Annotated in this window: 16 protein-coding genes and 1 tRNA gene; 5 read left to right on the plus strand and 12 right to left on the minus strand. The window is 36.7% G+C overall.

The window, feature by feature from the left end; all coding sequences use genetic code 11:
* Positions 1 to 10 precede the first annotated feature (10 nt).
* The 8 genes from B9T28_RS04245 to B9T28_RS04280 all read right to left on the minus strand — a co-directional run bounded on the left by B9T28_RS04245 (position 11) and on the right by B9T28_RS04280 (position 8,861).
* Entirely contained in the window at positions 11 to 628 is a 618-nt protein-coding gene (locus B9T28_RS04245; RefSeq protein WP_086202712.1) for an acyltransferase, read from the minus strand.
* A complete protein-coding gene (locus tag B9T28_RS04250) occupies positions 621 to 1,217 on the minus strand; it encodes an IMPACT family protein (protein WP_086202713.1) in 597 nt (198 codons plus the stop codon). The genes B9T28_RS04245 and B9T28_RS04250 overlap by 8 nt, the downstream gene beginning before the upstream one ends.
* A gap of 122 nt (positions 1,218 to 1,339) precedes the next feature.
* Positions 1,340 to 4,654, minus strand: coding sequence for a SwmB domain-containing protein (locus B9T28_RS04255; protein ID WP_086202714.1), 3,315 nt, complete (start codon positions 4,652 to 4,654; stop codon positions 1,340 to 1,342).
* A 799-nt stretch (positions 4,655 to 5,453) separates the two neighbouring features.
* Complete coding sequence (gene lptB / locus B9T28_RS04260; RefSeq protein WP_086202715.1) at positions 5,454 to 6,200, minus strand: LPS export ABC transporter ATP-binding protein; 747 nt, start codon at positions 6,198 to 6,200, stop codon at positions 5,454 to 5,456.
* The gene (gene lptA, locus B9T28_RS04265) at positions 6,200 to 6,712 is read right to left on the minus strand and encodes a lipopolysaccharide transport periplasmic protein LptA (protein WP_252053506.1); all 513 of its coding nucleotides are present in this window, start codon (positions 6,710 to 6,712) and stop codon (positions 6,200 to 6,202) included. Before lptA ends, lptB begins: the two co-directional genes overlap by 1 nt.
* Before the next feature lie 40 nt (positions 6,713 to 6,752).
* The gene (lptC, locus tag B9T28_RS04270; RefSeq protein WP_086202717.1) at positions 6,753 to 7,298 is read right to left on the minus strand and encodes an LPS export ABC transporter periplasmic protein LptC; all 546 of its coding nucleotides are present in this window, start codon (positions 7,296 to 7,298) and stop codon (positions 6,753 to 6,755) included.
* A gap of 42 nt (positions 7,299 to 7,340) precedes the next feature.
* On the minus strand, positions 7,341 to 7,880 hold the full coding sequence (locus B9T28_RS04275; protein WP_086202718.1) for a KdsC family phosphatase: 540 nt from the start codon (positions 7,878 to 7,880) through the stop codon (positions 7,341 to 7,343).
* A gap of 3 nt (positions 7,881 to 7,883) precedes the next feature.
* Entirely contained in the window at positions 7,884 to 8,861 is a 978-nt protein-coding gene (locus B9T28_RS04280) for a KpsF/GutQ family sugar-phosphate isomerase (protein WP_086202719.1), read from the minus strand.
* Between the two features lie 446 nt (positions 8,862 to 9,307).
* Between B9T28_RS04280 and cysS the strand changes: the two genes are divergently transcribed.
* A complete protein-coding gene (gene cysS / locus B9T28_RS04285; RefSeq protein WP_086203036.1) occupies positions 9,308 to 10,729 on the plus strand; it encodes a cysteine--tRNA ligase in 1,422 nt (473 codons plus the stop codon).
* Positions 10,730 to 10,793: 64 nt separating this feature from the next.
* Positions 10,794 to 10,869 (plus strand) — tRNA-Gly (locus B9T28_RS04290).
* 100 nt (positions 10,870 to 10,969) lie between these two features.
* Here B9T28_RS04290 and B9T28_RS04295 read toward each other — a convergent pair.
* Entirely contained in the window at positions 10,970 to 11,950 is a 981-nt protein-coding gene (locus B9T28_RS04295) for an AraC family transcriptional regulator (protein ID WP_171263454.1), read from the minus strand.
* A gap of 277 nt (positions 11,951 to 12,227) precedes the next feature.
* On the opposite strand from B9T28_RS04295, the gene antA reads away from it, so the two are divergent.
* From antA to B9T28_RS04310, 3 genes are all read left to right on the plus strand, one after another.
* The gene (antA, locus tag B9T28_RS04300) at positions 12,228 to 13,604 is read left to right on the plus strand and encodes an anthranilate 1,2-dioxygenase large subunit (protein ID WP_252053509.1); all 1,377 of its coding nucleotides are present in this window, start codon (positions 12,228 to 12,230) and stop codon (positions 13,602 to 13,604) included.
* Between the two features lie 3 nt (positions 13,605 to 13,607).
* Complete coding sequence (locus B9T28_RS04305) at positions 13,608 to 14,105, plus strand: aromatic-ring-hydroxylating dioxygenase subunit beta (protein WP_086202722.1); 498 nt, start codon at positions 13,608 to 13,610, stop codon at positions 14,103 to 14,105.
* Between the two features lie 131 nt (positions 14,106 to 14,236).
* Complete coding sequence (locus B9T28_RS04310; RefSeq protein WP_086202723.1) at positions 14,237 to 15,619, plus strand: MFS transporter; 1,383 nt, start codon at positions 14,237 to 14,239, stop codon at positions 15,617 to 15,619.
* A gap of 723 nt (positions 15,620 to 16,342) precedes the next feature.
* Here the strand turns inward: B9T28_RS04310 and B9T28_RS04315 are convergent.
* The 3 genes from B9T28_RS04315 to B9T28_RS04325 all read right to left on the minus strand — a co-directional run bounded on the left by B9T28_RS04315 (position 16,343) and on the right by B9T28_RS04325 (position 20,425).
* On the minus strand, positions 16,343 to 17,632 hold the full coding sequence (locus B9T28_RS04315; protein ID WP_086202724.1) for a DcaP family trimeric outer membrane transporter: 1,290 nt from the start codon (positions 17,630 to 17,632) through the stop codon (positions 16,343 to 16,345).
* Positions 17,633 to 17,724: 92 nt separating this feature from the next.
* Positions 17,725 to 19,104: an MFS transporter gene (locus B9T28_RS04320; RefSeq protein WP_086202725.1), complete on the minus strand. Its 1,380-nt coding sequence runs from the start codon at positions 19,102 to 19,104 to the stop codon at positions 17,725 to 17,727.
* Positions 19,105 to 19,510: 406 nt separating this feature from the next.
* The gene (locus B9T28_RS04325) at positions 19,511 to 20,425 is read right to left on the minus strand and encodes a LysR family transcriptional regulator (protein WP_086203037.1); all 915 of its coding nucleotides are present in this window, start codon (positions 20,423 to 20,425) and stop codon (positions 19,511 to 19,513) included.
* Positions 20,426 to 20,449: the final 24 nt, after the last annotated feature.

Here is a 20,449-nt window from a genome sequence, read left to right on the forward strand (position 1 = left end):
AATTATACCGTTAATCTCGATACCGAATAAATTGTGCTGGGTTTCCTGCAACAATTTCACGCGTGGCAATATCTTTAGTGACCATACTATTCATTCCAACCACGGCTTGTGCCGCTATTTTAATACCATCCTTAATACCTACATGTGCACCTAACCAAACATCTTTTCCAATTTCAATCCCTTTGGACGTTACAGCTTGTTGATAAATAGGCTGTGCTAAATCCATACCATGATCAAAGGCATATAAATGACAATATGCGGCTATACGGACTTGATCATGCAGTTTAATCCCAGCTCGCCCACCATCTAAAATACAATGATGATTAATTGCAACTTCACAACCAACGTCTAATGGTCCATGCAAAGTGCAATCCGCTGCAATAAATGTATTATCACCAATTATAATTTTCCGTCCTGGTTCAGCAAAAATATGGGCTAAAGGTGAAATAAAACAGTTCTTACCAATTTCAACAGTCTCCATACTCATGAGATAGTCTTGATATTCTTGTTGCCAAGCATCAGCCCAGACCCGATTTTTCGGTTTAAGCGAATAATAGAGCCATGGCATATAATTTAATCGGTGCTTATGTTGCTCACGGTATTGCAATAATGAATCTTGCTCAGACATTGGTTTCATCCATAATCTTTAATTGTTCACGACCTCGTGTCACATCTTGAATTTTCAACGCAAATGGTTCAATTTGATCGAGTTGTAATCTTGCTTGTATTGCTACCCCATCTGCCGTATATTCTTCTATATACTCAATATTTTGTTGATTTAGCTCATATTGGAAGATTGCCCATTCATTAAATTGGCAAGTAAAATAAATCTCTTTTTTTTCAATAAGCTCAATTTTTTCAGCTAAAAGCAAACATTGTCCGGCACAACCACCATAAGCACGAACCAAGCCACCTGTGCCCAATTTAATACCACCATACCAACGGTTCACCAAAACAATCGTATTGGTTAAATCATTGCCATCTATCGTGGCTAGAATTGGTCGACCTGCCGTGCCAGATGGTTCACCATCATCATTAAATCGGACATGATGACCAATTTTCCAAGCCCAGCATTGGTGAGTTGTAGATAAATCTAAATGCTGTTCTAAAAAGTTTTTAACCTGTTGTTCATTTTCTACAGGCGCAGCAATGGCTTGAAATCGACTTTTTTTGATCTCTTCTTCATAGCTGGTTTCTGTGGTAAGCGTAAATGGCATAAACGAGGCAAGATATTAAAAACACATAGAGTTTTTATATTATAGCTTGGATTTAATATTATTAAATAAATAAAAAACCCCAAGTAAACTTAGGGTTTTTTATTTATTTTTAATAAATGGGTTTAGAATAGGATTTGTTGATTATGAATTAATTCATCAATACTTACAGACTGATTTTGATTGGTTAAAATTAACAATTCTGTTGAATGATATACATTTTTACTACCATCACGATCTATAGAAATAACAGCTTCATGTTTTATAGCATCATATGTTAATGAAAGATATTGCTGAATATTCCCTATATTAGCATCACTGTCTAATAACCCTCTAATATCAATTTTATCAGCCTCCGTATCAGTCTTTACATTACCCATATGAAAATCAGTCCACGTATCAGTTCCATTACCACCTGTTGCATCATTTGATACCAATAAACGATACACTGCTGTATCAGAACCACTTCCTCCAGTTAAAATATCATCTCCTTTACCACCATCCAATAAATCATTACCCTCATTACCAAACAACTTATCTATACCATCACCACCACGTAAAACATCATTTTTATGTCCTCCTTTTATTATGTCATTATCAGTCGAACCATAAATCCGAACACTAGCATTATTCTGACTTTGATCATAAAAATTGACATTATCATAATAGGTTGCAGCTGAAGCACTTAATAATTTAATATCCACAAGACTAGTCACTTTAGCTTCAGAATAACCGACCCCATTCTCTACTGATAAATCAGCTCGGCTATCCCATGCTTTAATTGAAGTAGTTGTGCCAACTCCAACACCTAAAATACTGGTATTAGAAACGGTTGCAAGGAATTCCATAATGACTTGATTACTCATTGTTCCGCCATCTATGGCAGTAATTGTAATTTCCGAGCCACCTAGAATGAATCCTTTTTGTACTATTTTCAGCCCCAAAATTTTCGCCAAATTATCAGAAGCAGTCCAAGCACCTAAATTTATTAATGTTGAGACACTAATGACTACTTTTTTCAAATCATTATTTGCATCTAAAGCAACAAGAGGTTGATTATCTAATTTCAATAAACCTAAAGCATCTGCTTCAATCAATCCTAGCAATGCACCTTGTTTCAATATAACAAGAGGATTTGAGTCTGCACTTGGTGCATAGACTTCTAAATTAAAATTATTACTTAGCCCACTTACATTCCCTGCTGCATCTTTTGCCGTTGCAGTAATAATATGGTTAGTATATGTCAATGTAGGTTCATAGCTCCATTTTCCTAAATTATCTGCATTCGTCGTCCCAACCTTCACACCATCAACATAAATGGTAATTATGCTGCCTTTTTCTGCCGTGCCATACAACGTCGGTGTTGAGTCATCTGTTTTCGCTCCAGAATAAAGATTCTCTGAGACACCTACATTATCTTCCGCACCTAAGATAATTGGTGCATCGGGTGCAGTGCTATCTACCATCGAGTGGTTATCAGCTGGAGGTAAGTTCGTGACTGGAATACTGGCAGCATCATTGCCCGCAATATCTTGAATCGCATTCGCATCATTACCTGCAGTCGGATCAGTATATTTAAAGGTGACTGTTTTACCCGCTTCGATTGCTGGGAAGAAACTTAAAATTACATCCGAACCGGAGATAGTCACAGAATTCGGCACGACAGTTTGACCATTCACGGTAATCGTAAAAGCACTTACATTGGGTTTATTAACCCCATCCAAAGCCTCGTTATAATGTAATAGTAATTGACCAGCAGTATTTACTTCAGCGCTTTGGAATACCGGTGCAGTACTATCTATTGTTGAGTGGTTATCACTTGGCGCTAAGCTGGTTTCTGGAATACTGGCAGCATCATTGCCCGCAATATCTTGAATCGCATCGGTGTCATTCGCTGCACTTGGATCGCTGTACTTAAAGGTAACAGCTTGATCTCTTTCAATCGGGGGTACAAAGCTTAATGTCACATCTGTACCAGAGACCAAAACTGAATTAGGAACAACCAGTTTGCCATCCACGGTAATGCTAAAGTCACTCACTTTCGGTGGATGGCCATCATCTAAGTTTTCATTGTAATGCAACACTAAATGGCCAGTACTATCCACCTCGGCACTTTGGAATACCGGTGCAGTACTATCTATTGTTGAGTGGTTATCACTTGGCGCTAAGCTGGTTTCTGGAATACTGGCAGCATCATTGCCTGCAGTATCTTGAATCGCATCGGTGTCATTCGCTGCACTTGGATCGCTGTACTTAAAGGTAACAGCTTGATCAATCCCGATCGGGGGTACAAAGCTTAATGTCACATCTGTACCAGAGACCGTAACCGAATTAGGAACAACCAGTTTACCATCCACGGTAATGCTAAAGTCACTCACTTTCGGTGGATGGCCATCATCTAAGTTTTCATTGTAATGCAACACTAAATGGCCAGTACTATCCACCTCGGCGCTTTGGAATATTGGTGCGGTGGCATCCGCTGGGCTAGGAGGATTAATATCAACAATAACATCTTTTACAGTTTCATTATTAGCATCATCAGTAACAATAACTTTAATATTATCCCCATCATTTACTGGGTTTTTTAATATTATTTCAACTTTACCATCTGGCCCAATCTGGCCCTCTCCAATAATATTTCCTGCTTTATCCTTTATTTGAACTTTACTACCTGGTTCATTCGATGTGATTAAAATAGAATCATTATCAATGATGTCAACATTTACCGTAGGTGCCGTGACATCTCCTGCTGTAATAGAAAGTTCAGTTTTGTTACCAGATTTATCCGTTGCAGTAATAAAAATAGTTTCACCATCATGTAACGGACGAGTTAACGTAACATTCAATTCACCCATTTGAGTCAAATTACCTGAACCTATTTGTTTACCATCTTTATCTCTTATAATGATATTACTAGCTTCATTTGAATTAATACTTACATGTAAGGCATCTTTGATATTCGCATTAATTACAGGCCCTACAGTATCTCCATGCGAATTATTATTTCCTGAAGAACCTCCACCACCTCCGCCACCTGCAGCAGCCAATGCTATAATTCCAGCACCACCTGCAACCCACGCCCATACCGGTGCAACTACTGACGTTGGATCATCCGTGATATATTCTTGAAAATTACTAATGCCAACATAATCAATTTTTGTAGCAACACCTTCACTATTAAATTCATTAAATTTTAATAAAAAATATTCACTTTTCGAATTCTCAATCACCAATTCATGTGGCTTATTTCCTACAAAAAAATCCTCGATAACAATTTTCTCACCGTTATTGAGTGTTATTTCTAAATTATTATTAAGGCGAATAATTTTAGAGATATTTTCTCTATCTACATTCACTTTATAAACTGCATGGAAATTAGAGGCCGTCTCTGGACTTAAAATTTTTGCAGTCCCTTTTTCGTAAATATTTATATTATTCATCTTTCTACCCTTTCCGGTTTTTAAATTATAAATTTAAAGATAATTAAATGAGAGGATTTGCACAAGTAATGAATTTTTAACAAACAAAACCAAGTTTTTTTTAAAAATTTTCTTATAATCAATCTTAACTATTTTAGTTGGTTTTATCCAATAAGTGATAAGCAGTTACCACTATTACACAATAATGATAACTAAAATAAACATCAGCACCTCCAACAAACCTCATTGTTTAATTTTTATACATTATATCATTTTTCAAATAACCAACTAAATCATCAATCAATTAAACTTAATAATATAGTTAAATTTAATAATTATCATATAATAATTTATTAAACTTAAGGTTCTATGAAAATAACTCATTAAAATTAATCATTTTTATTTTAAATAATAGTTAGTTCATAAAAACTAACTTAAATATATATATTAAAAATTATTAATAAAAAAATATAACTACAATCGTATTTAAATTACCAACATACAAAATACAAACAAAATAATCATTGTCTTACAACCTTACTCTTAATATTAGTTAAATTAAAATCATAATCACGCTTTTCTAAACACTTAAAATCTCATAGAATCCTATTAATCTAGACCATTACAAGCTTTCAAGCCCCCCTTTATTACCGACTCGGTTCTGGAGTTAAAATTTAATCTAAAAAGTAAAAAGCATTAAATCAGCACAAAGCTGATTTAATATAAAACACCAAGGACTTTAGAAGTTAATCTAATATAGATAAAAACTTATCTTATCAAGATAATATAAGTGCTACTGATCATGTGAAGTTGTAGCCTATTAAACAGTAAAATCATCACCTAAATACACTTCTCGTACCGTTTCATTCGCTAATACTTCTTCAGGTGTTCCTTCAGCAATCACTGCACCTTCACTGACAATATAAGCATGCTCACAAATAGTTAAGGTCTCACGAACATTATGATCGGTAATAAGTACACCAATACCACGATCTTTCAATTGAAGAATAATCTCTTTAATATCACCGACTGATATTGGATCTACCCCTGCAAACGGTTCATCAAGCAGCATAAATTTAGGATCTGCAGCTAAAGCACGTGCAATTTCCGCACGACGACGCTCACCACCAGAAACACTCATCCCCAATGAATCTTTAATATGAGAGATTTTAAAATCTTCCAGTAATTCTTTTAAGCGCTGCTTACGCTGCTCTTTGTTTAAATCTTTACGCGTTTCCAAAATTGCCATAATATTTTCAGCAATCGTGAGCTTCCTAAAAATAGATGCTTCCTGTGGTAAATAACCAATACCTTTACGTGCCCGTTCATGCATAGCCAAATTAGAAATATCTAGATCATCTAAATGGATCTCACCTTTATCCATCCGCACCAAACCAACGACCATATAAAAGCTGGTCGTTTTCCCTGCACCATTGGGACCAAGTAAACCAACTATCTGACCGCTCTGCATAGTAAAAGAAACATCTTTGACCACCCAACGCTTACTATAGTTTTTGGCTAAATGCTTAATGCATAAAACTTGTGATTGATCTGATACTGCCTGCATTAATCACGCGCTCCAGGAAAGGTTTTAGTCGCTGAAGGCGGAATAATAATTTGTACTCGACCTTTCGACGATCCAGCATCACTTGAACCACCCGATGCCTCTACATCCCCTTTGTTCATGCTGTATTTCAAGGTACTACTACGAATACTTGCACCATTTTGATACAGATACGCATTACCGATCAGATTGAGAATACCTGTTTCTGCATTATAGATAATTTTTGAAGCCTCACCCCGAGCTACACCACGATTACTATCAACCTGTTGCTGAAATTTCGCAGGTGAACCTGTTGCAGTAATGGTACTAATTTGTTTGTTCTTATTCAGCTGGGCAACAATTGAAGCCGCTTGCAACTTCATTGATCCTTGTTCAATCACAACATTACCTGAATAGGTAGTAACACCTGTTTTATCGTTATAAGTTGCATGATCTGCAATTAATGAAATTTGTTGACTGCGATCTGATGGCAATGCAAATGTTACAGTCGAAACAACACACAAACTTGTAACCATAATGATGTGTTGAAAGATTTTTTTTGAAAGGGAGATTGGTTTATTGTGGTGCATACTTTCCTCGAATATGAAAGAATTCGTATTGACCTGCATTTAAATCTGCTTTTAAGCCTTGACTGACAAATTGAGCACTCGGTGTATTTACATTAACGAGTTTCTTTGTTTCCAACATATGTAATTTCGGATAACCCGTCAACTCATCTGTTACAAACACCAATTTGCCTTGTTCACCTAATTTAGTGGCCTGAACCTGTCCAGTTAAAACAACTTTTTCATTGTCATTATAACTGCGTGCTTCTTTGGCAAAGAAGGTCGAATCAACTTGATTATTGCGATACATTGAAGCATTTAAATTCACAAGTTTCGAAGTTTTAACCCTCAAGTCTTGCTCTAAATGATCGACTTGGGCAATCACATATAACTGCCCTTTTTCATTGGTTTGAAGCAAATGAATCCCATCAGCGGAATAGGTCATATTGCGTGCAGAATCTGCATCCAACTTTTTACCTTTTCCACTGTAATAATAATATCCACCGCTAATTGCCGCTATAACAACCGCAGTAATGTATAGAGCTTTAGTATCCATAAATAATGATCAATAAACTCAATGCCAAAGCAAGATTAAATATTAATGTGGGACAGCAATAAATTTTTCAAGAAGTTCCTGATAGACACCTTTTGACATAAGTAACATATCACAAACTTCACGAACCGCACCACGCCCACCTACCGCTTGAGTCACCAGATCCGCACGACGACGCACTTCAACATGACCATTTGGTACGGTTACTTTCATACCCGCAAGTGCAAAAGCAGACAAATCAGGCCAATCATCACCCATATATAAGCAATCTTCAGGTGCAATCTTCAATTGTGCACATGCTTCACGCAGTGCAACACCCTTGTCTTCACGCCCTTGAAAAACTAAATCTACACCTAAGTCAGACATACGTTTTTCAACGATATTACTTTTACGACCCGTGATAATAATCACCTTTATACCCGCTTGCTGGACAAGTTTCATTCCCAAGCCATCACGGATATCAAAGGATTTAATTTCATCACCAGTATTGGTTAAGGTCACAAAACCATTACTTAAAATCCCATCTACATCCAAAACCAATGCTTCAATATGACGCGCTTGTTCCAGTAAAACATAAGAAGCCATTGATTAATTTACTCCAGCTTGAATCAGATCATGCATACTAATCACGCCAATCACTTTATTGGCATCATCTACAACGATAAATTGATTAATTTTCTTTTCATTCATTTTTTCAAGTGCTTCAACTGCACGCGCTTGTTGTGAAATGGTTGACGGATGTTCAATCATCACTGTAGACACGGGTAAATTCACATCAAAACCTTGTTGTTTATCAATTAAGCGACGTAAATCACCATCGGTAAAGATACCTAATAACTTATCATCTTCATCCACAATAGTGGTTAAACCTAGACGCTTGTTCGAAATTTCATATAAAACCTTATTCATCGGCGTATCTGGACGAACTTTAGGTAATTCATCACCAGTATGCATTAAATGCTTAACATGTAAGAGTAAACGTTTACCTAAAGCACCTGCTGGATGTGACATAGCAAAATCATCTGCGGTAAATCCACGTGCATCTAACAAAGCAACCGCCAAAGCATCACCTAAGACTAACGTAGCTGTAGTACTCGATGTTGGTGCTAAACCCAATGGACACGCTTCTTGAATATTACCTAAAGTTAATGCCACATCAGCACTTTGTGGCATCGGCCCACGATCATCTCCACTGATGGTAATTAAAGGGACTTCTAAATGTTTAACCAGCGGCATCAGCATCATAATTTCATCACTCTTGCCTGAGTTTGAAATTGCAATCAGTACATCACCACGCACCAACATGCCTAAATCACCATGCCCAGCTTCACCTGGGTGCATAAAGAATGAAGGCGTACCTGTAGAGGCAAAAGTTGCCGCCATTTTACGACCAATATGCCCAGATTTACCCATACCTGTGATGACTAAACGGCCTTTACACTGCAAAATAATTTCACAAGCTTGGCTAAAACGTTCATCAATTTGTGTGGCTAACACTTGTAGTGCTTGCTCTTCAATACGCAAAGTTTCTAATGCAATTTTTTGAAAATCAATTTGATTTGGCATATTTTTTGGGTTCAACGTGGATTTACCTTAACTTTGTGAGAGATACACTCTCATACATACAAGTAATAAATAATTTTCATAATTTTATCATATCTGCGTAAATAGTACGTTTCTAAATGTAGAAGTTTTTTATGTTCAGGACATCCTGCATACAACCTTTTCTAGTTCAACTTTACATAAACTTATATTCGTTTAAAAATTCTCACTACCTTACTGTGCGCATCGTACTTTTTTATTCTTTAAATGCACACCAAGCTTTACAGGTTGTAATTTTTAAATGAATCCAATCCATCGCCCTCATTTTGATGACACATTGGCTCAAATAACTTTCACTTTATAGAGATCTACATCCAAAAAACATACGCTGCAATACGGATAAAACTTTATGAAATAAGATGCATACGTTATGATGTTAAATGATTTTTGTCGAGCGTTTGAAAACCCTTATGCAACCTTTTGTTCTATATAACTCTGAGCAACGTAAAAAAGTTGAATTTGTACCTCGCGTTGAAGGTCATATTGATATGTATGTGTGTGGTATGACTGTATACGATTACTGTCATATTGGACATGCTCGAGTCATGGTTGCATTTGACTACATTATTCGCTTCCTGCGTAGTCAGGGTTGGAGCGTTAAATACGTTCGCAATATTACTGATATTGATGACAAAATTATTAAGCGCGCCAATGAAAATGGCGAAAGTATTACGACTTTGACTGACCGTTTTATTCAGGCAATGAATGATGATGCAGCAGACTTAGGCTGCTTAGCACCAGATCAAGCGCCACGTGCCACTGACTATATTGATCATATGCAAAATATGATTAGTAATTTAGTCAATAAAGGTACGGCTTACCCTTCAAATAATGGTGATGTCTATTTCCAAGTTGAAAAATTTGCAAAATACGGGCGTCTATCTGGTCGTAAACTTGAAGATATGCAAGCAGGTGCGTCAGAACGTGTCGATGTCGAAGTTGAAAAGAAACATCCTTTTGACTTTGTACTTTGGAAACATGCAAAAGAAAATGAACCATCTTGGGCTTCACCGTGGGGCAATGGTCGTCCAGGTTGGCATATTGAATGTTCTGCAATGTCGACCTGCTGCCTAGGCAATCATTTCGATATCCATGGTGGTGGTTCAGACTTAATGTTCCCACATCATGAAAATGAAATTGCGCAAAGTGAAGCCTCTACAGATGAGCAATATGTCAACTATTGGATGCATGTTGGCTTTATTAATGTTGATGGCGAAAAAATGTCGAAGTCTTTAGGTAACTTCTTCACCATTCGTGATGTGATGGAAAAATTCCATCCTGAAGTGATTCGTTACTTTATTGTGTCATCTCACTACCGTAGTCCTGTAAATTTTTCAGATGCCGCATTAAAAGAAGCTAAAAACACTCTTTCTCGTTTTTATCATTCATTCAAGGCATACCAACAAAGCTACGGTGAAAAAATCACTGAAGCTTTAGACGAAACTTTGGTTGAACGCTTTAATACAGCCATGCGTGATGACTTCAATACATCCGAAGCGATTGCTATATTGTTTGAGATCAATAAAGAACTCAACCGTGCAGTAAAAGATGAAAATCAAGAACTGGCGACTGTCTATTATTCTACTTTACGTCATCTCACCAATATTCTTGGATTAGTTCAATCGAATGTAGATGATTTTTTAAAGTCAGACATTGGTCAAGAGGTTTTAGGTTTATCTGAAGAGCAAATTGCCGACTTTATTCAACAACGTGTAGACGCTAAAAAAGCCAAAGAATTTGCCAAAGCCGATACAATTCGTCAGTCTTTGCTAGATCAAGGCATTGTTTTGGAAGATACCCGTCAAGGTACAATTTGGCGTCGTGCTGATTAATTGACCAGTTAAAACAATAGAGAATTGACAGCACCATAAAATTCTCTATAATTCACTGCATAAAGCGGGAATAGCTCAGTTGGTAGAGCATAACCTTGCCAAGGTTGGGGTCGAGAGTTCGAGTCTCTTTTCCCGCTCCAAAATACGAAAAAGCCCTTATCATTGATAAGGGCTTTTTTTCATAGAAAATATTTTTCTACACCTCTTAAAAGCATCATCCCTGTGCAAAAACAAAAAAATTTAATTCATCAAAAGACGTTTGATCGTTTGACTCGGTTTTTCGTTAAATAACAATTTATAGTCTCGCGAAAAATGCCCAAGATGATTAAACCCATGTTCCAGTGCAATGTCTGCAATATTATTTTGAGGATTTTGTGTTAGCTCTTGGAATACGTTCTTTAAACGAATTTGCTTTAAATATTGAATCGGTGAAATTTGAAAATGCTTATTAAATAAAAGATTTAATTTCGTTGCTGAACTATGTGAAAAATCACAAATATCTTGCAACCCAATCGGAAGTTTTGAATTTTGTTGAATAAATTGCAGTGCAAATTGTAATTCTCTAGGTAAGTTTTGACCCAAATTATTTTTGAGTTGTGCACTATAATTATGCGGTTGGATAAACAGCAATTTTTTAATCAGTAAACTTTCCATTTCTTGATAAAAATAATGTAAATGACCCGCACCAGACAGATTAATATCATCTAAAAAGAAACGGATTTGCTGCCACCATTGTGAAATTTGTAATGTATCCATCTGCATTTGAGGATCAAAAACAATATCTTGCTTTAAATCTTGGCCGATCAGCCCCTTTAAAACCTGCTCAAGTTTTTCTTTCGGAATCGCAATATGTAATTTCTTACAATCCCCTGCAATATTCAATTGTAATTCTTCTTGAGGATTAATAATCAGTCCTGTGTTGCTGTTCGACAGAATATTATTGCTGTGCGTTAATTGCAATTCCTGCTCGCCAGCCAATGGCAGGCTTAAACTATAACAGCGTAATGTTTTTGCATTAACAATACCGACATCCGTTCCATATTCAATATAACCTAAAGAAAGCGCATTGTGATTGGTCGACAAACGCACATATTGATGCTGAAAATTCAGTTTATGCTGCCGCGGAACAATCAACTCATGATTCCCACAAATCGTGTTCATCCAATCCCGTGCATCTGATACAACCAGTTGTGTTGATAGCGATAATTGTTGATTCTGCATGCTGATCATCCTTACTCATATTGATCCCAAGCAGCCATTTAGCATAGGGAAATAATTACGCTTCTTTTTTATTTTTATACATTTTAGTCTACCAAATTTTAAGAAAAACAATAAATATCGAAAAGGTATATCAACATACCACAAGCAATCATGCGAATTTTTAAATCGCGTTAAATTTGGATAAAAATCAAATAAAAATGGATAGATCCAAATTGCTCTAAGCCTTAACTTAAATCAAAAGCTTTAAGGAAAAGAAAGGATGCAAAATACTCAAGTCATGGATCGTGATTGGAAAGCATTTGTAAATGAAAATATTGATTTCCGTGAAGATGAAGGTGTTTTTCGTGTAGGACGCGAAATTTTTACAGCACCTGAATTGTTCGATTTAGAAATGGAATATATTTTCGAAAAAACATGGATCTATGCCTGTCACGAAAGTGAAATTCCGAAAGTGAATGATTTTATTACAGTTCAAATTGGTCGTTACCCGATGATTATTAGCCGTGATAAAGAAAACAACTTACACGCCCTCTCCAACAGTTGTTCACATCGTGGCACCACGTTGACTCGAATGTACAAAGGCAATCAAGCCAATTTCGTCTGCCCATTCCATGCTTGGTGCTATAAAAATGACGGAAAATTATTAAAAGTTAAAGCCCCAACTGAATATTGCGAACAAACCTTTGATAAATCTAAGCTCGGCTTAAAAAAAGCTTTAGTTACCAGCTATCGCGGCTTTGTTTTTGTCAATCTGGACGTTCAGTCACAAACTAGTCTAGAAGACTTTTTAGGTGATACTAAAAAATTCCTTGACATGATGATTGCTCAATCGCCAACAGGTGAATTGGAAATGATTGAAGGTCGTTCCAAATATGAGTTTGATGCTAACTGGAAACTACAAAATGAAAATGGTTTAGATGGCTATCACGTGAGTACCGTACATTACAATTATGTTGCTACTGTACAACAACGCAAAACCATTGAAGCTGAAAAAGGCATTACATCTAAAACTTTGGACTACAGTAAATTAGGCGCTGGCGACACACAAACCGATGATGGTTGGTTCACTTTTAAGAATGGTCATGGTGTTTTATTTAGCGATATGCCTAATCCTGATGTACGCCCAGGCTACCAAAGTGTAATGCCCCGCTTGGTCGATGAATATGGACAAGAAACCGCTGAATGGATGATGCATCGTCTGCGTAATTTAAACCTGTATCCAAGTCTATTTTTTATGGATCAAATCAGCTCTCAATTACGAATTATTCGACCTGTGGCTTGGAATAAAACTGAAATTATTAGCCAATGTCTTGGTGTTAAAGGTGAATCTGACGAAGATCGTGAAAATCGTATTCGCCAGTTTGAAGATTTCTTTAATGTCTCTGGTCTAGGAACACCTGACGATTTAGTGGAATTTAAAGAAGCTCAACGTGGATTCGAAGCTCGAAATTCTAAATGGAATGATATTTCACGTGGTTATCAGCACTGGAATTATGGTGAAAGCAAAAACAGTAAAATCTTAGGTATTCAACCTGTCATTACAGGCACTGAAATTACCCATGAAGGTCTGTATGTCAATCAACACAGAACATGGCAGAACCTGATGTTAAAAGGTTTGGCACATCGTAAAATCAATTTGGTTGAGGAGGCATAAGTCATGGAAAATAATGCTGAATTACAATATCAGATTGAACAATTTTTATATCGTAATGCCAGTCACTGCGACCATAAAAACTGGAAAGCATATCTTGAAGATTTTTGTGAAGAAATGACCTTTCATGTGCCACAGTGGAAATCGGAGTTTGAATATACCACCAATCCAAAACGTGAAATGTCTCTGATTTACTATGCTAACCGTGGTGGTTTAGAAGACCGTATATTCCGTGTGGAAACCGAAAAATCATCCTCGGCTTATCCATTGCCACGAACCCTGCATCAACTCAGTAATATTCGTATTGTTAAAGTTGAAAATGATGAAATTTATATTGAAGCGGGTTGGGACACGTCTTATGTGCGTATGGAAGTGGTGAGACGCTTTTTCGGTTTAGTCCATTATCGTATTAAAAAACAAGACCAAAGCTTCAAAATCACGTATAAACAAGTGATTCTTATGAATGACAAAATTAATGCGGTTTTAGATTTTTATCATATCTAAAATTGCGAACACATACCGTTATAGGTAACCCTTTGTGTGAGATCGAGTTTTGCATGTCCAGCATCGATCTCACACTTTTATTTTTAAAATAAAATTATTTAATAAAAATAGCGATGTTCCAGGAGGGAACTATGCGTGAAATCAATGTAAATCAAATGATTAATGAATCAAAACTTACCCCGTTTCACTGGCGAGTGATTCTTCTTAGTACACTCATTATTATTTTTGATGGCTACGATCTGGTCATTTATGGCGTTTCGCTACCATTACTCATGAAAGAGTGGGCAATTGACCCAGTCACTGCTGGTCTTATCGGTAGTGTGGCACTCTTTGGAATGATGTTTGGTGCGCTAATTTTCGGTACGATTTCTGACAAACTTGAACATCTTGGGGTGAGTCGAAAACGTGTCATTGCGACCTGTATTCTTTTATTTAGCTTATTTACCGTGTTATGTGGCTTTGCCTCAACACCAGTAGAATTCTCCATTTATCGCTTCATTGCTGGGGTCGGTATTGGCGGAGTAATGCCCAATGTCATTGCATTAGTGAGTGAATATGCACCTAAAAAATTCAAAAGCTTTTTCGTCACACTCATGTTCAGTGGCTACGCGATTGGTGGTATGGCAGCAGCATTTTTAGGTTCAATTTTAGTTCCAATGTATGGTTGGAAAATCATGTTCCTGATCGCGGGTATTCCATTAATTTTAATTCTACCGTTAATGAAAGTCTTGCCAGAATCCATCGATTATTTAGTCCGTCGTAAACAAAATCAGAAAGTTCAACATTTTTTAAGCCAAATAGTGCCTGAATACAAACATCAAAGCAGTGATGTTTTTGTCTTAGATTCAAGTAATCAAAATGCTGAAAATGCGCCGATTAAAATGATTTTTGCTGATGGTCGTGCATTTAGCACAGTCATGTTCTGGTGTTCTATTTTCATGACCTTAATTATGGTCTATGCACTGGGTAATTGGTTGCCTAAACTGATGATTGAAGCGGGATATAATCTATCGAAGAGCCTTATTTTCTTATTCTCTTTAAATGTTGGCGGAATGATTGGTTCAATTTTAGGCGGTTATTTAGCGGATCGTTACAACTTAAAATATGTTCTGATGGTTATGTTACTCATTGGCGCTGTTTCATTATCCTTATTATCATTCAAATTCGATAGTACCGTTTTATACTTTCTAATTGCTTGTGCAGGTGCAGCATCCATTGGTTCACAGATTATGCTCTTGGCATATATGGCAAAATTCTACCCTGCCAACATTCGTACTACCGGTATTGGTTGGGGACTGGGCATGGGACGTATTGGTGCAATTTTAGGTCCAATCTTAACGGGTTGGTTATTGGCACTACAGCTTCCTTATGTTTACAACTTCTTGGCATTAAGTATTCCTGCCATTTTAGGCATCATTACTGTTTTTCTAATTCAGGATAAACTGATTAAAAGTGATACAGTAACGGTGTCCGAAAATATATCTACATCACACATGAGTCGAGCCACAGACTAAAACAAAAAAAGACCAGAATATTAATTCTGGTCTTTTTTTCCGTTAATTTTAGAAATATTTTTATATTGCTACTTATGTACCCACTTTCCTAATCAAAAATAGCGATTTTTTAATTTCATTCCCAAATAAAAAATCAAGTTACCACCCTATATAATAATACTCAGTGATGGATAGATCGCAACTGATTCCACAACTCAGTGAGTTAATTCTTTAGCTTTAACAAAATTCAATTTATCCTTATATAGCATTTCTTGATGAGATCAATATGATATATCGGTGAAATGCTTGAGTTGATATTTAAATCAAACAAATACCATACCCAAACCACTCGATCAAATACCGCTCAATGATTCAAAACCAAAAGAACAAGCACAATAGCAAGCAGTTCAAAAACATTCCCAATCTGGGTACTTAACGTTTTAATAGTCAGAACTACTCTAGCTACTTCTATTTGATTAAATTGATTAGACTACTCAATAGTACGCTTAACTAAAATCTATAAAACCACGTTCTGAATTTAAGCTACCCTCGTCTCATACTCAAAAATAAAAGCCCTTATCATGAATAAGGGCTTTTATAATACCAATGATCTTATCTCAATATTTTACACGTGAGACAGAAGATTTTTTTCTTACTATTACTAAGATAATCTGCTTTCTAATCAATTAGCTTGACCTAAACCTGAAATCAATACACATCTAATTTAGGCTCAAACAACTTTAATTAGAAATTATAAATCGCAACCGCACTTACACGATTATCCTCACCCGTTTTACTACCATTCGGCGCAGCGACAAATGCCTCACGTTCACCATAAACATACTCCAAACCTAAACTAATGGGTTTAGTTGGGCTATAAAATAGGTTACCCCATGCTTGCCATAAATTTTTATTGGCTTTGTCTTTAAGCGTATCAATATATTTTTGATCATCATCTGCTTTCATATAGCCATAGCCCAATGTTCCGCGCCATTGTGAATTAAACTGTTGAGTAACCCCAACCGTGATTGAGTCAAATTCATTGGTTCCAACAATATTTTTATTCGTATCTACAGCAAAACCAGGATTGCTCCATGCCACAAAACTCGAATCACCCTTTACATGATAATAATCTGCTTTAAGAGTCGTCTTTGGTGTCAAATCATATTTTGCACCTAAACCCATGCCCCATGCGGTGTCTTTATCCTCTGTGGTTTTCTTTTCATTGACCATACCACGTAAACTAACGACACCCGTTTCTGCAAATTTATGATTTAAACGTGCAGATAATGCAGGCAAACGCATATTTGAGCTGGCATCTTTAGGATCTTCCAAGGCCATCACTAAATTGGTATTGGCATCAAATTTAGTCGTATAACGAACCTGAGGATTCCGCTTCACTGAACCACCGACATAGCCTAAAGCATCAATAGTTTCAGGCATATAATCTGGCACTGCAAAGTTTGACCAAGTTTGACCAATCAACCAATTACCATAAGTTAAGTATGCATGACGAATTCTTAAAGCATCATTTGCACCTAAAAAGTCAACTTCGAGTTTTCCACCGACATCGCCGGCTTGAGTTGCTGTTTTAAAATCCAAACCCAAACGAGTCGCAGCAAGTGTCGTTTTTAAGCGGTCATTGCTGTCTTTACTACCACCTAAAGGTACGGTATTAATTTGATTATATAAGCGGGCATCACTGCCACCTTTCGCTTGATAAGATGCATCGGCACGAACATTACCGTATATGGAGAATTCCGCACCACCTTTGGTAAATACCAAGCCCTTTTTATCAGTACTTAATTTACTGTCTTGTTTTACCGCCTGCACTTGAACTTGAGTCGCTTGCAATTCAATAGTTTGCTTTTGCTGTTGTTGGCTATATTGCTCTAATAGACTTTTGAGTTCCTGCACTTCTTGACGTAATTGCGCTACTTCATTGCTAGATTGAGCTTGGGCAACACTTGCCATTGATAAACCTAGAGCAAGTACTAAAGTTTTCACTTTAAAATTCATTTTTTGAGTATTCATCCTGACCTCAATTAAACTATATTAAGTTATTCATTTACATTGTTTTAATAATACAGAGCGGCTTAACCTCTTGGTCAAACCGCTTGTTTAAATTAATTTGTTAGATTATTTACAAGATTGTTTTTTTCGGTGTGAACTTGTTCTTTAACCGCATTCACACCATCAACAGATGCTCTCAGACTCACCATATAAATTGCAATCGCTGCAATAATTCCCGGAATCGCGATCACCAAAAAGTTCATTTGATGTGGTAAATGCAGGGTTAACAATGCACCTGTTAATACTGGACCAACAATTGCTCCGATACGCCCAATCCCAGACGCCCACCCCATACCTGTAGAACGAACAGCAGTTGGGTAGAACTGTGCAACAAAGGTATACAATAAAATTTGTGAACCAATGGTTGCTGCACCAGCAATTGCGATTAAAGTATAAAGTACCGCTTGTGGACTATTAAACCCGAGTAAGATTAGGGCAATAGCACCAACAGCAAACATGGTGGTTAACACAGGTTTAAGATGGAAACGGTCAGATAACACACCACCACCAATTGCGCCGACCATACCGCCAATATTAAGTGCGAATAAGAACAGCATACTTGCGCCTAAAGAATAGCCTGCTTGAATCATGAGTTTTGGTAACCAACTACCCAATGCATAGACCATTAATAAGCACATGAAGAAGGCGACCCAAAACATGATCGTACTTAAGGTACGACCTTGTTGGAATAATGCACGCAATGGTGCTTCATCACCGACTGTCACTTCATTCAATACAAATTTTGTTTCTGAAGCAATTTTTTGCTCAGGTGCAATTTTTTGTACAATTTTATGAACTTGTTCTGCTTCACCTTTCTTGGTTAAGAACATGAGAGATTCAGGCAGAAACTTCCAAAGTAAAGGCAATGCAAGAAATGGAATACATGCAATGTAGAACATGATTTTCCAACCATAATCAACAACCAACCATGCTCCTAAGAGTGCCGAAGTCATACCACCAATCGCATAACCACTAAACATCAATGCCACTAAAGTGCTACGAATACGTTTAGGTGCATATTCAGTCATCAGCGCAACTACGTTTGGCATAACCCCACCAATACCCAAACCAGCTAAGAAGCGCAAAATACCAAATTCCACTGGTGTTGTTGCAAACCCACCACAGAATGTAAAACCACTAAAAATGGCCACACAAATCATAATGGTTTTTTTACGGCCAATCTTATCGGATAAAGTCCCGAAACTCATCGCACCAAACATCATACCGAATAGTGCGGTACTTGCTAGCAACCCAGCTTGAACAGCCGATAATCCCCATTCTTGCATAAGCAATGGTAAAGCCACGCCATAAATGACCAGATCATAACCATCAAAAATAATAATCAGCAAACACCAAATCAATACCCCCCAATGAAATGAAGTAAATTTGGCATTGTCTACGACTGTATTGATATTTAATTTATTGCTATCCATGCTAAAAGCCTCCTGCTTCTGTAGCATTCCTAAAATATGCAGCAACAATGAAGCATCGGCCTTTTAATGTCCAAAACCGATTACATCTATATTTATACCTTTAAGGTTTTTTATTTTTTTTATTTTTACTAAGTAAAACAATCAATTAAAACATGACTTTTCATGTGTTTTAAAATTAAATTATTACATCAACCTATTAAACAATTAAAAATAATCACATGATGAGATTGAGTAAAATAAAGGCTAAAAAATTAGAGTGTAACAATGTACTATTGAGTAACAGTTAAAATGATTTTGTTTTAAGAATACATCTCAATATATAAATTTAGGTGAATATTATAACAATAAATGATCCAAAGCAGGATTCAGGTATAGACTTAAGTCTACACCTTGTTAAACATTCACCTTAAATCATTGTTCGATCATATTTGATCGCTTCTAAGTCATAGACCTGATAAACACAATCAAAGAGAGAGCGAATATCATCGCCTTCATCCATATTTCGAATCGTCATGAAAATTGGGCTAACTGCACACTCATCCAATAAAGGAATGTAGTTTAGATGTGCTAACTGAATAGAGCGGGCACTTTCAGGTACAATGCAAATACCTTCGCCCGCAGCAACGAAGCCCAAAGCCAACTGTATTTCACGAACTATTCGAATATTTTGTGGATCTAAATTAGATTCAGAAAACAAGCTTTGCATTTGTGTCGCAAAACTAGGTTGGGTATGGCTTGGGTATAAAAACACACTTTCATCGACAATATCAGAAAGGTATACACCCTCTTTATTGGCTAATAAAGGATGGCTCGCGTGTAAGGCAACCATGAGTGGTTCTTCACGTAATAAAACGCGTCTTACTGCCGGATCTGAAATACGCAGTCTTCCAAAACCAACATCTATACGCCCTTCCTTTAGCGCTTTAATTTGTTGCATGGTGGTCATTTCCACCAGTTCAATTTTTAAATGTGGCTGTTGCTGTCGATATAAATAAACAATTTTTGATAGTAAACCATATAATAATGAGCCTACAAAGCCCATGGTTATTGTTCTTTCGACCATACCAATACGCTTGGTCATTGACTTAATTTCTTCTGCATTAGACAAAAGTTTAACGGCATGTAAATAAAAAAATTGACCTGCTTCTGTGGTTTTAAGCGGCCTACTTCCACGTTCAAAAAGCTGAATTCCAAGCTCTGCCTCCAAATTTTGGATTTGTCGACTTAAAGGGGGTTGAGCAATAAATAGTTTTTCTGCGGCCTTGGTAAAACTTTGCTCTTCCACCACAGCAACAAAATAACGTAAATGTCTAAGTTCCATGGTCTGTATACCTTTTAAATATAT

This window comes from Acinetobacter silvestris, from assembly GCF_002135235.1.
Classification (GTDB): Bacteria; Pseudomonadota; Gammaproteobacteria; order Pseudomonadales; family Moraxellaceae; genus Acinetobacter; species Acinetobacter silvestris.

Excerpts from the sequence above, each read along its gene's own strand:
- B9T28_RS04250 (WP_086202713.1), bottom strand. The coding sequence starts at position 1,217 with ATGCCATTTACGCTTACCACAGAAACCAGCTATGAAGAAGAGATCAAA.
- B9T28_RS04305 (WP_086202722.1), top strand. The coding sequence starts at position 13,608 with ATGGAAAATAATGCTGAATTACAATATCAGATTGAACAATTTTTATAT.
- B9T28_RS04315 (WP_086202724.1), bottom strand. The coding sequence starts at position 17,632 with ATGAATACTCAAAAAATGAATTTTAAAGTGAAAACTTTAGTACTTGCT.
- lptC (WP_086202717.1), bottom strand. The coding sequence starts at position 7,298 with ATGGATACTAAAGCTCTATACATTACTGCGGTTGTTATAGCGGCAATT.
- lptB (WP_086202715.1), bottom strand. The coding sequence starts at position 6,200 with ATGCAGGCAGTATCAGATCAATCACAAGTTTTATGCATTAAGCATTTA.
- B9T28_RS04310 (WP_086202723.1), top strand. The coding sequence starts at position 14,237 with ATGCGTGAAATCAATGTAAATCAAATGATTAATGAATCAAAACTTACC.
- B9T28_RS04320 (WP_086202725.1), bottom strand. The coding sequence starts at position 19,104 with ATGGATAGCAATAAATTAAATATCAATACAGTCGTAGACAATGCCAAA.
- antA (WP_252053509.1), top strand. The coding sequence starts at position 12,228 with ATGGATCGTGATTGGAAAGCATTTGTAAATGAAAATATTGATTTCCGT.
- B9T28_RS04325 (WP_086203037.1), bottom strand. The coding sequence starts at position 20,425 with ATGGAACTTAGACATTTACGTTATTTTGTTGCTGTGGTGGAAGAGCAA.
- cysS (WP_086203036.1), top strand. The coding sequence starts at position 9,308 with ATGCAACCTTTTGTTCTATATAACTCTGAGCAACGTAAAAAAGTTGAA.
- B9T28_RS04255 (WP_086202714.1), bottom strand. The coding sequence starts at position 4,654 with ATGAATAATATAAATATTTACGAAAAAGGGACTGCAAAAATTTTAAGT.
- B9T28_RS04245 (WP_086202712.1), bottom strand. The coding sequence starts at position 628 with ATGTCTGAGCAAGATTCATTATTGCAATACCGTGAGCAACATAAGCAC.
- B9T28_RS04295 (WP_171263454.1), bottom strand. The coding sequence starts at position 11,950 with ATGCAGAATCAACAATTATCGCTATCAACACAACTGGTTGTATCAGAT.
- B9T28_RS04275 (WP_086202718.1), bottom strand. The coding sequence starts at position 7,880 with ATGGCTTCTTATGTTTTACTGGAACAAGCGCGTCATATTGAAGCATTG.
- lptA (WP_252053506.1), bottom strand. The coding sequence starts at position 6,712 with ATGGTTACAAGTTTGTGTGTTGTTTCGACTGTAACATTTGCATTGCCA.
- B9T28_RS04280 (WP_086202719.1), bottom strand. The coding sequence starts at position 8,861 with ATGCCAAATCAAATTGATTTTCAAAAAATTGCATTAGAAACTTTGCGT.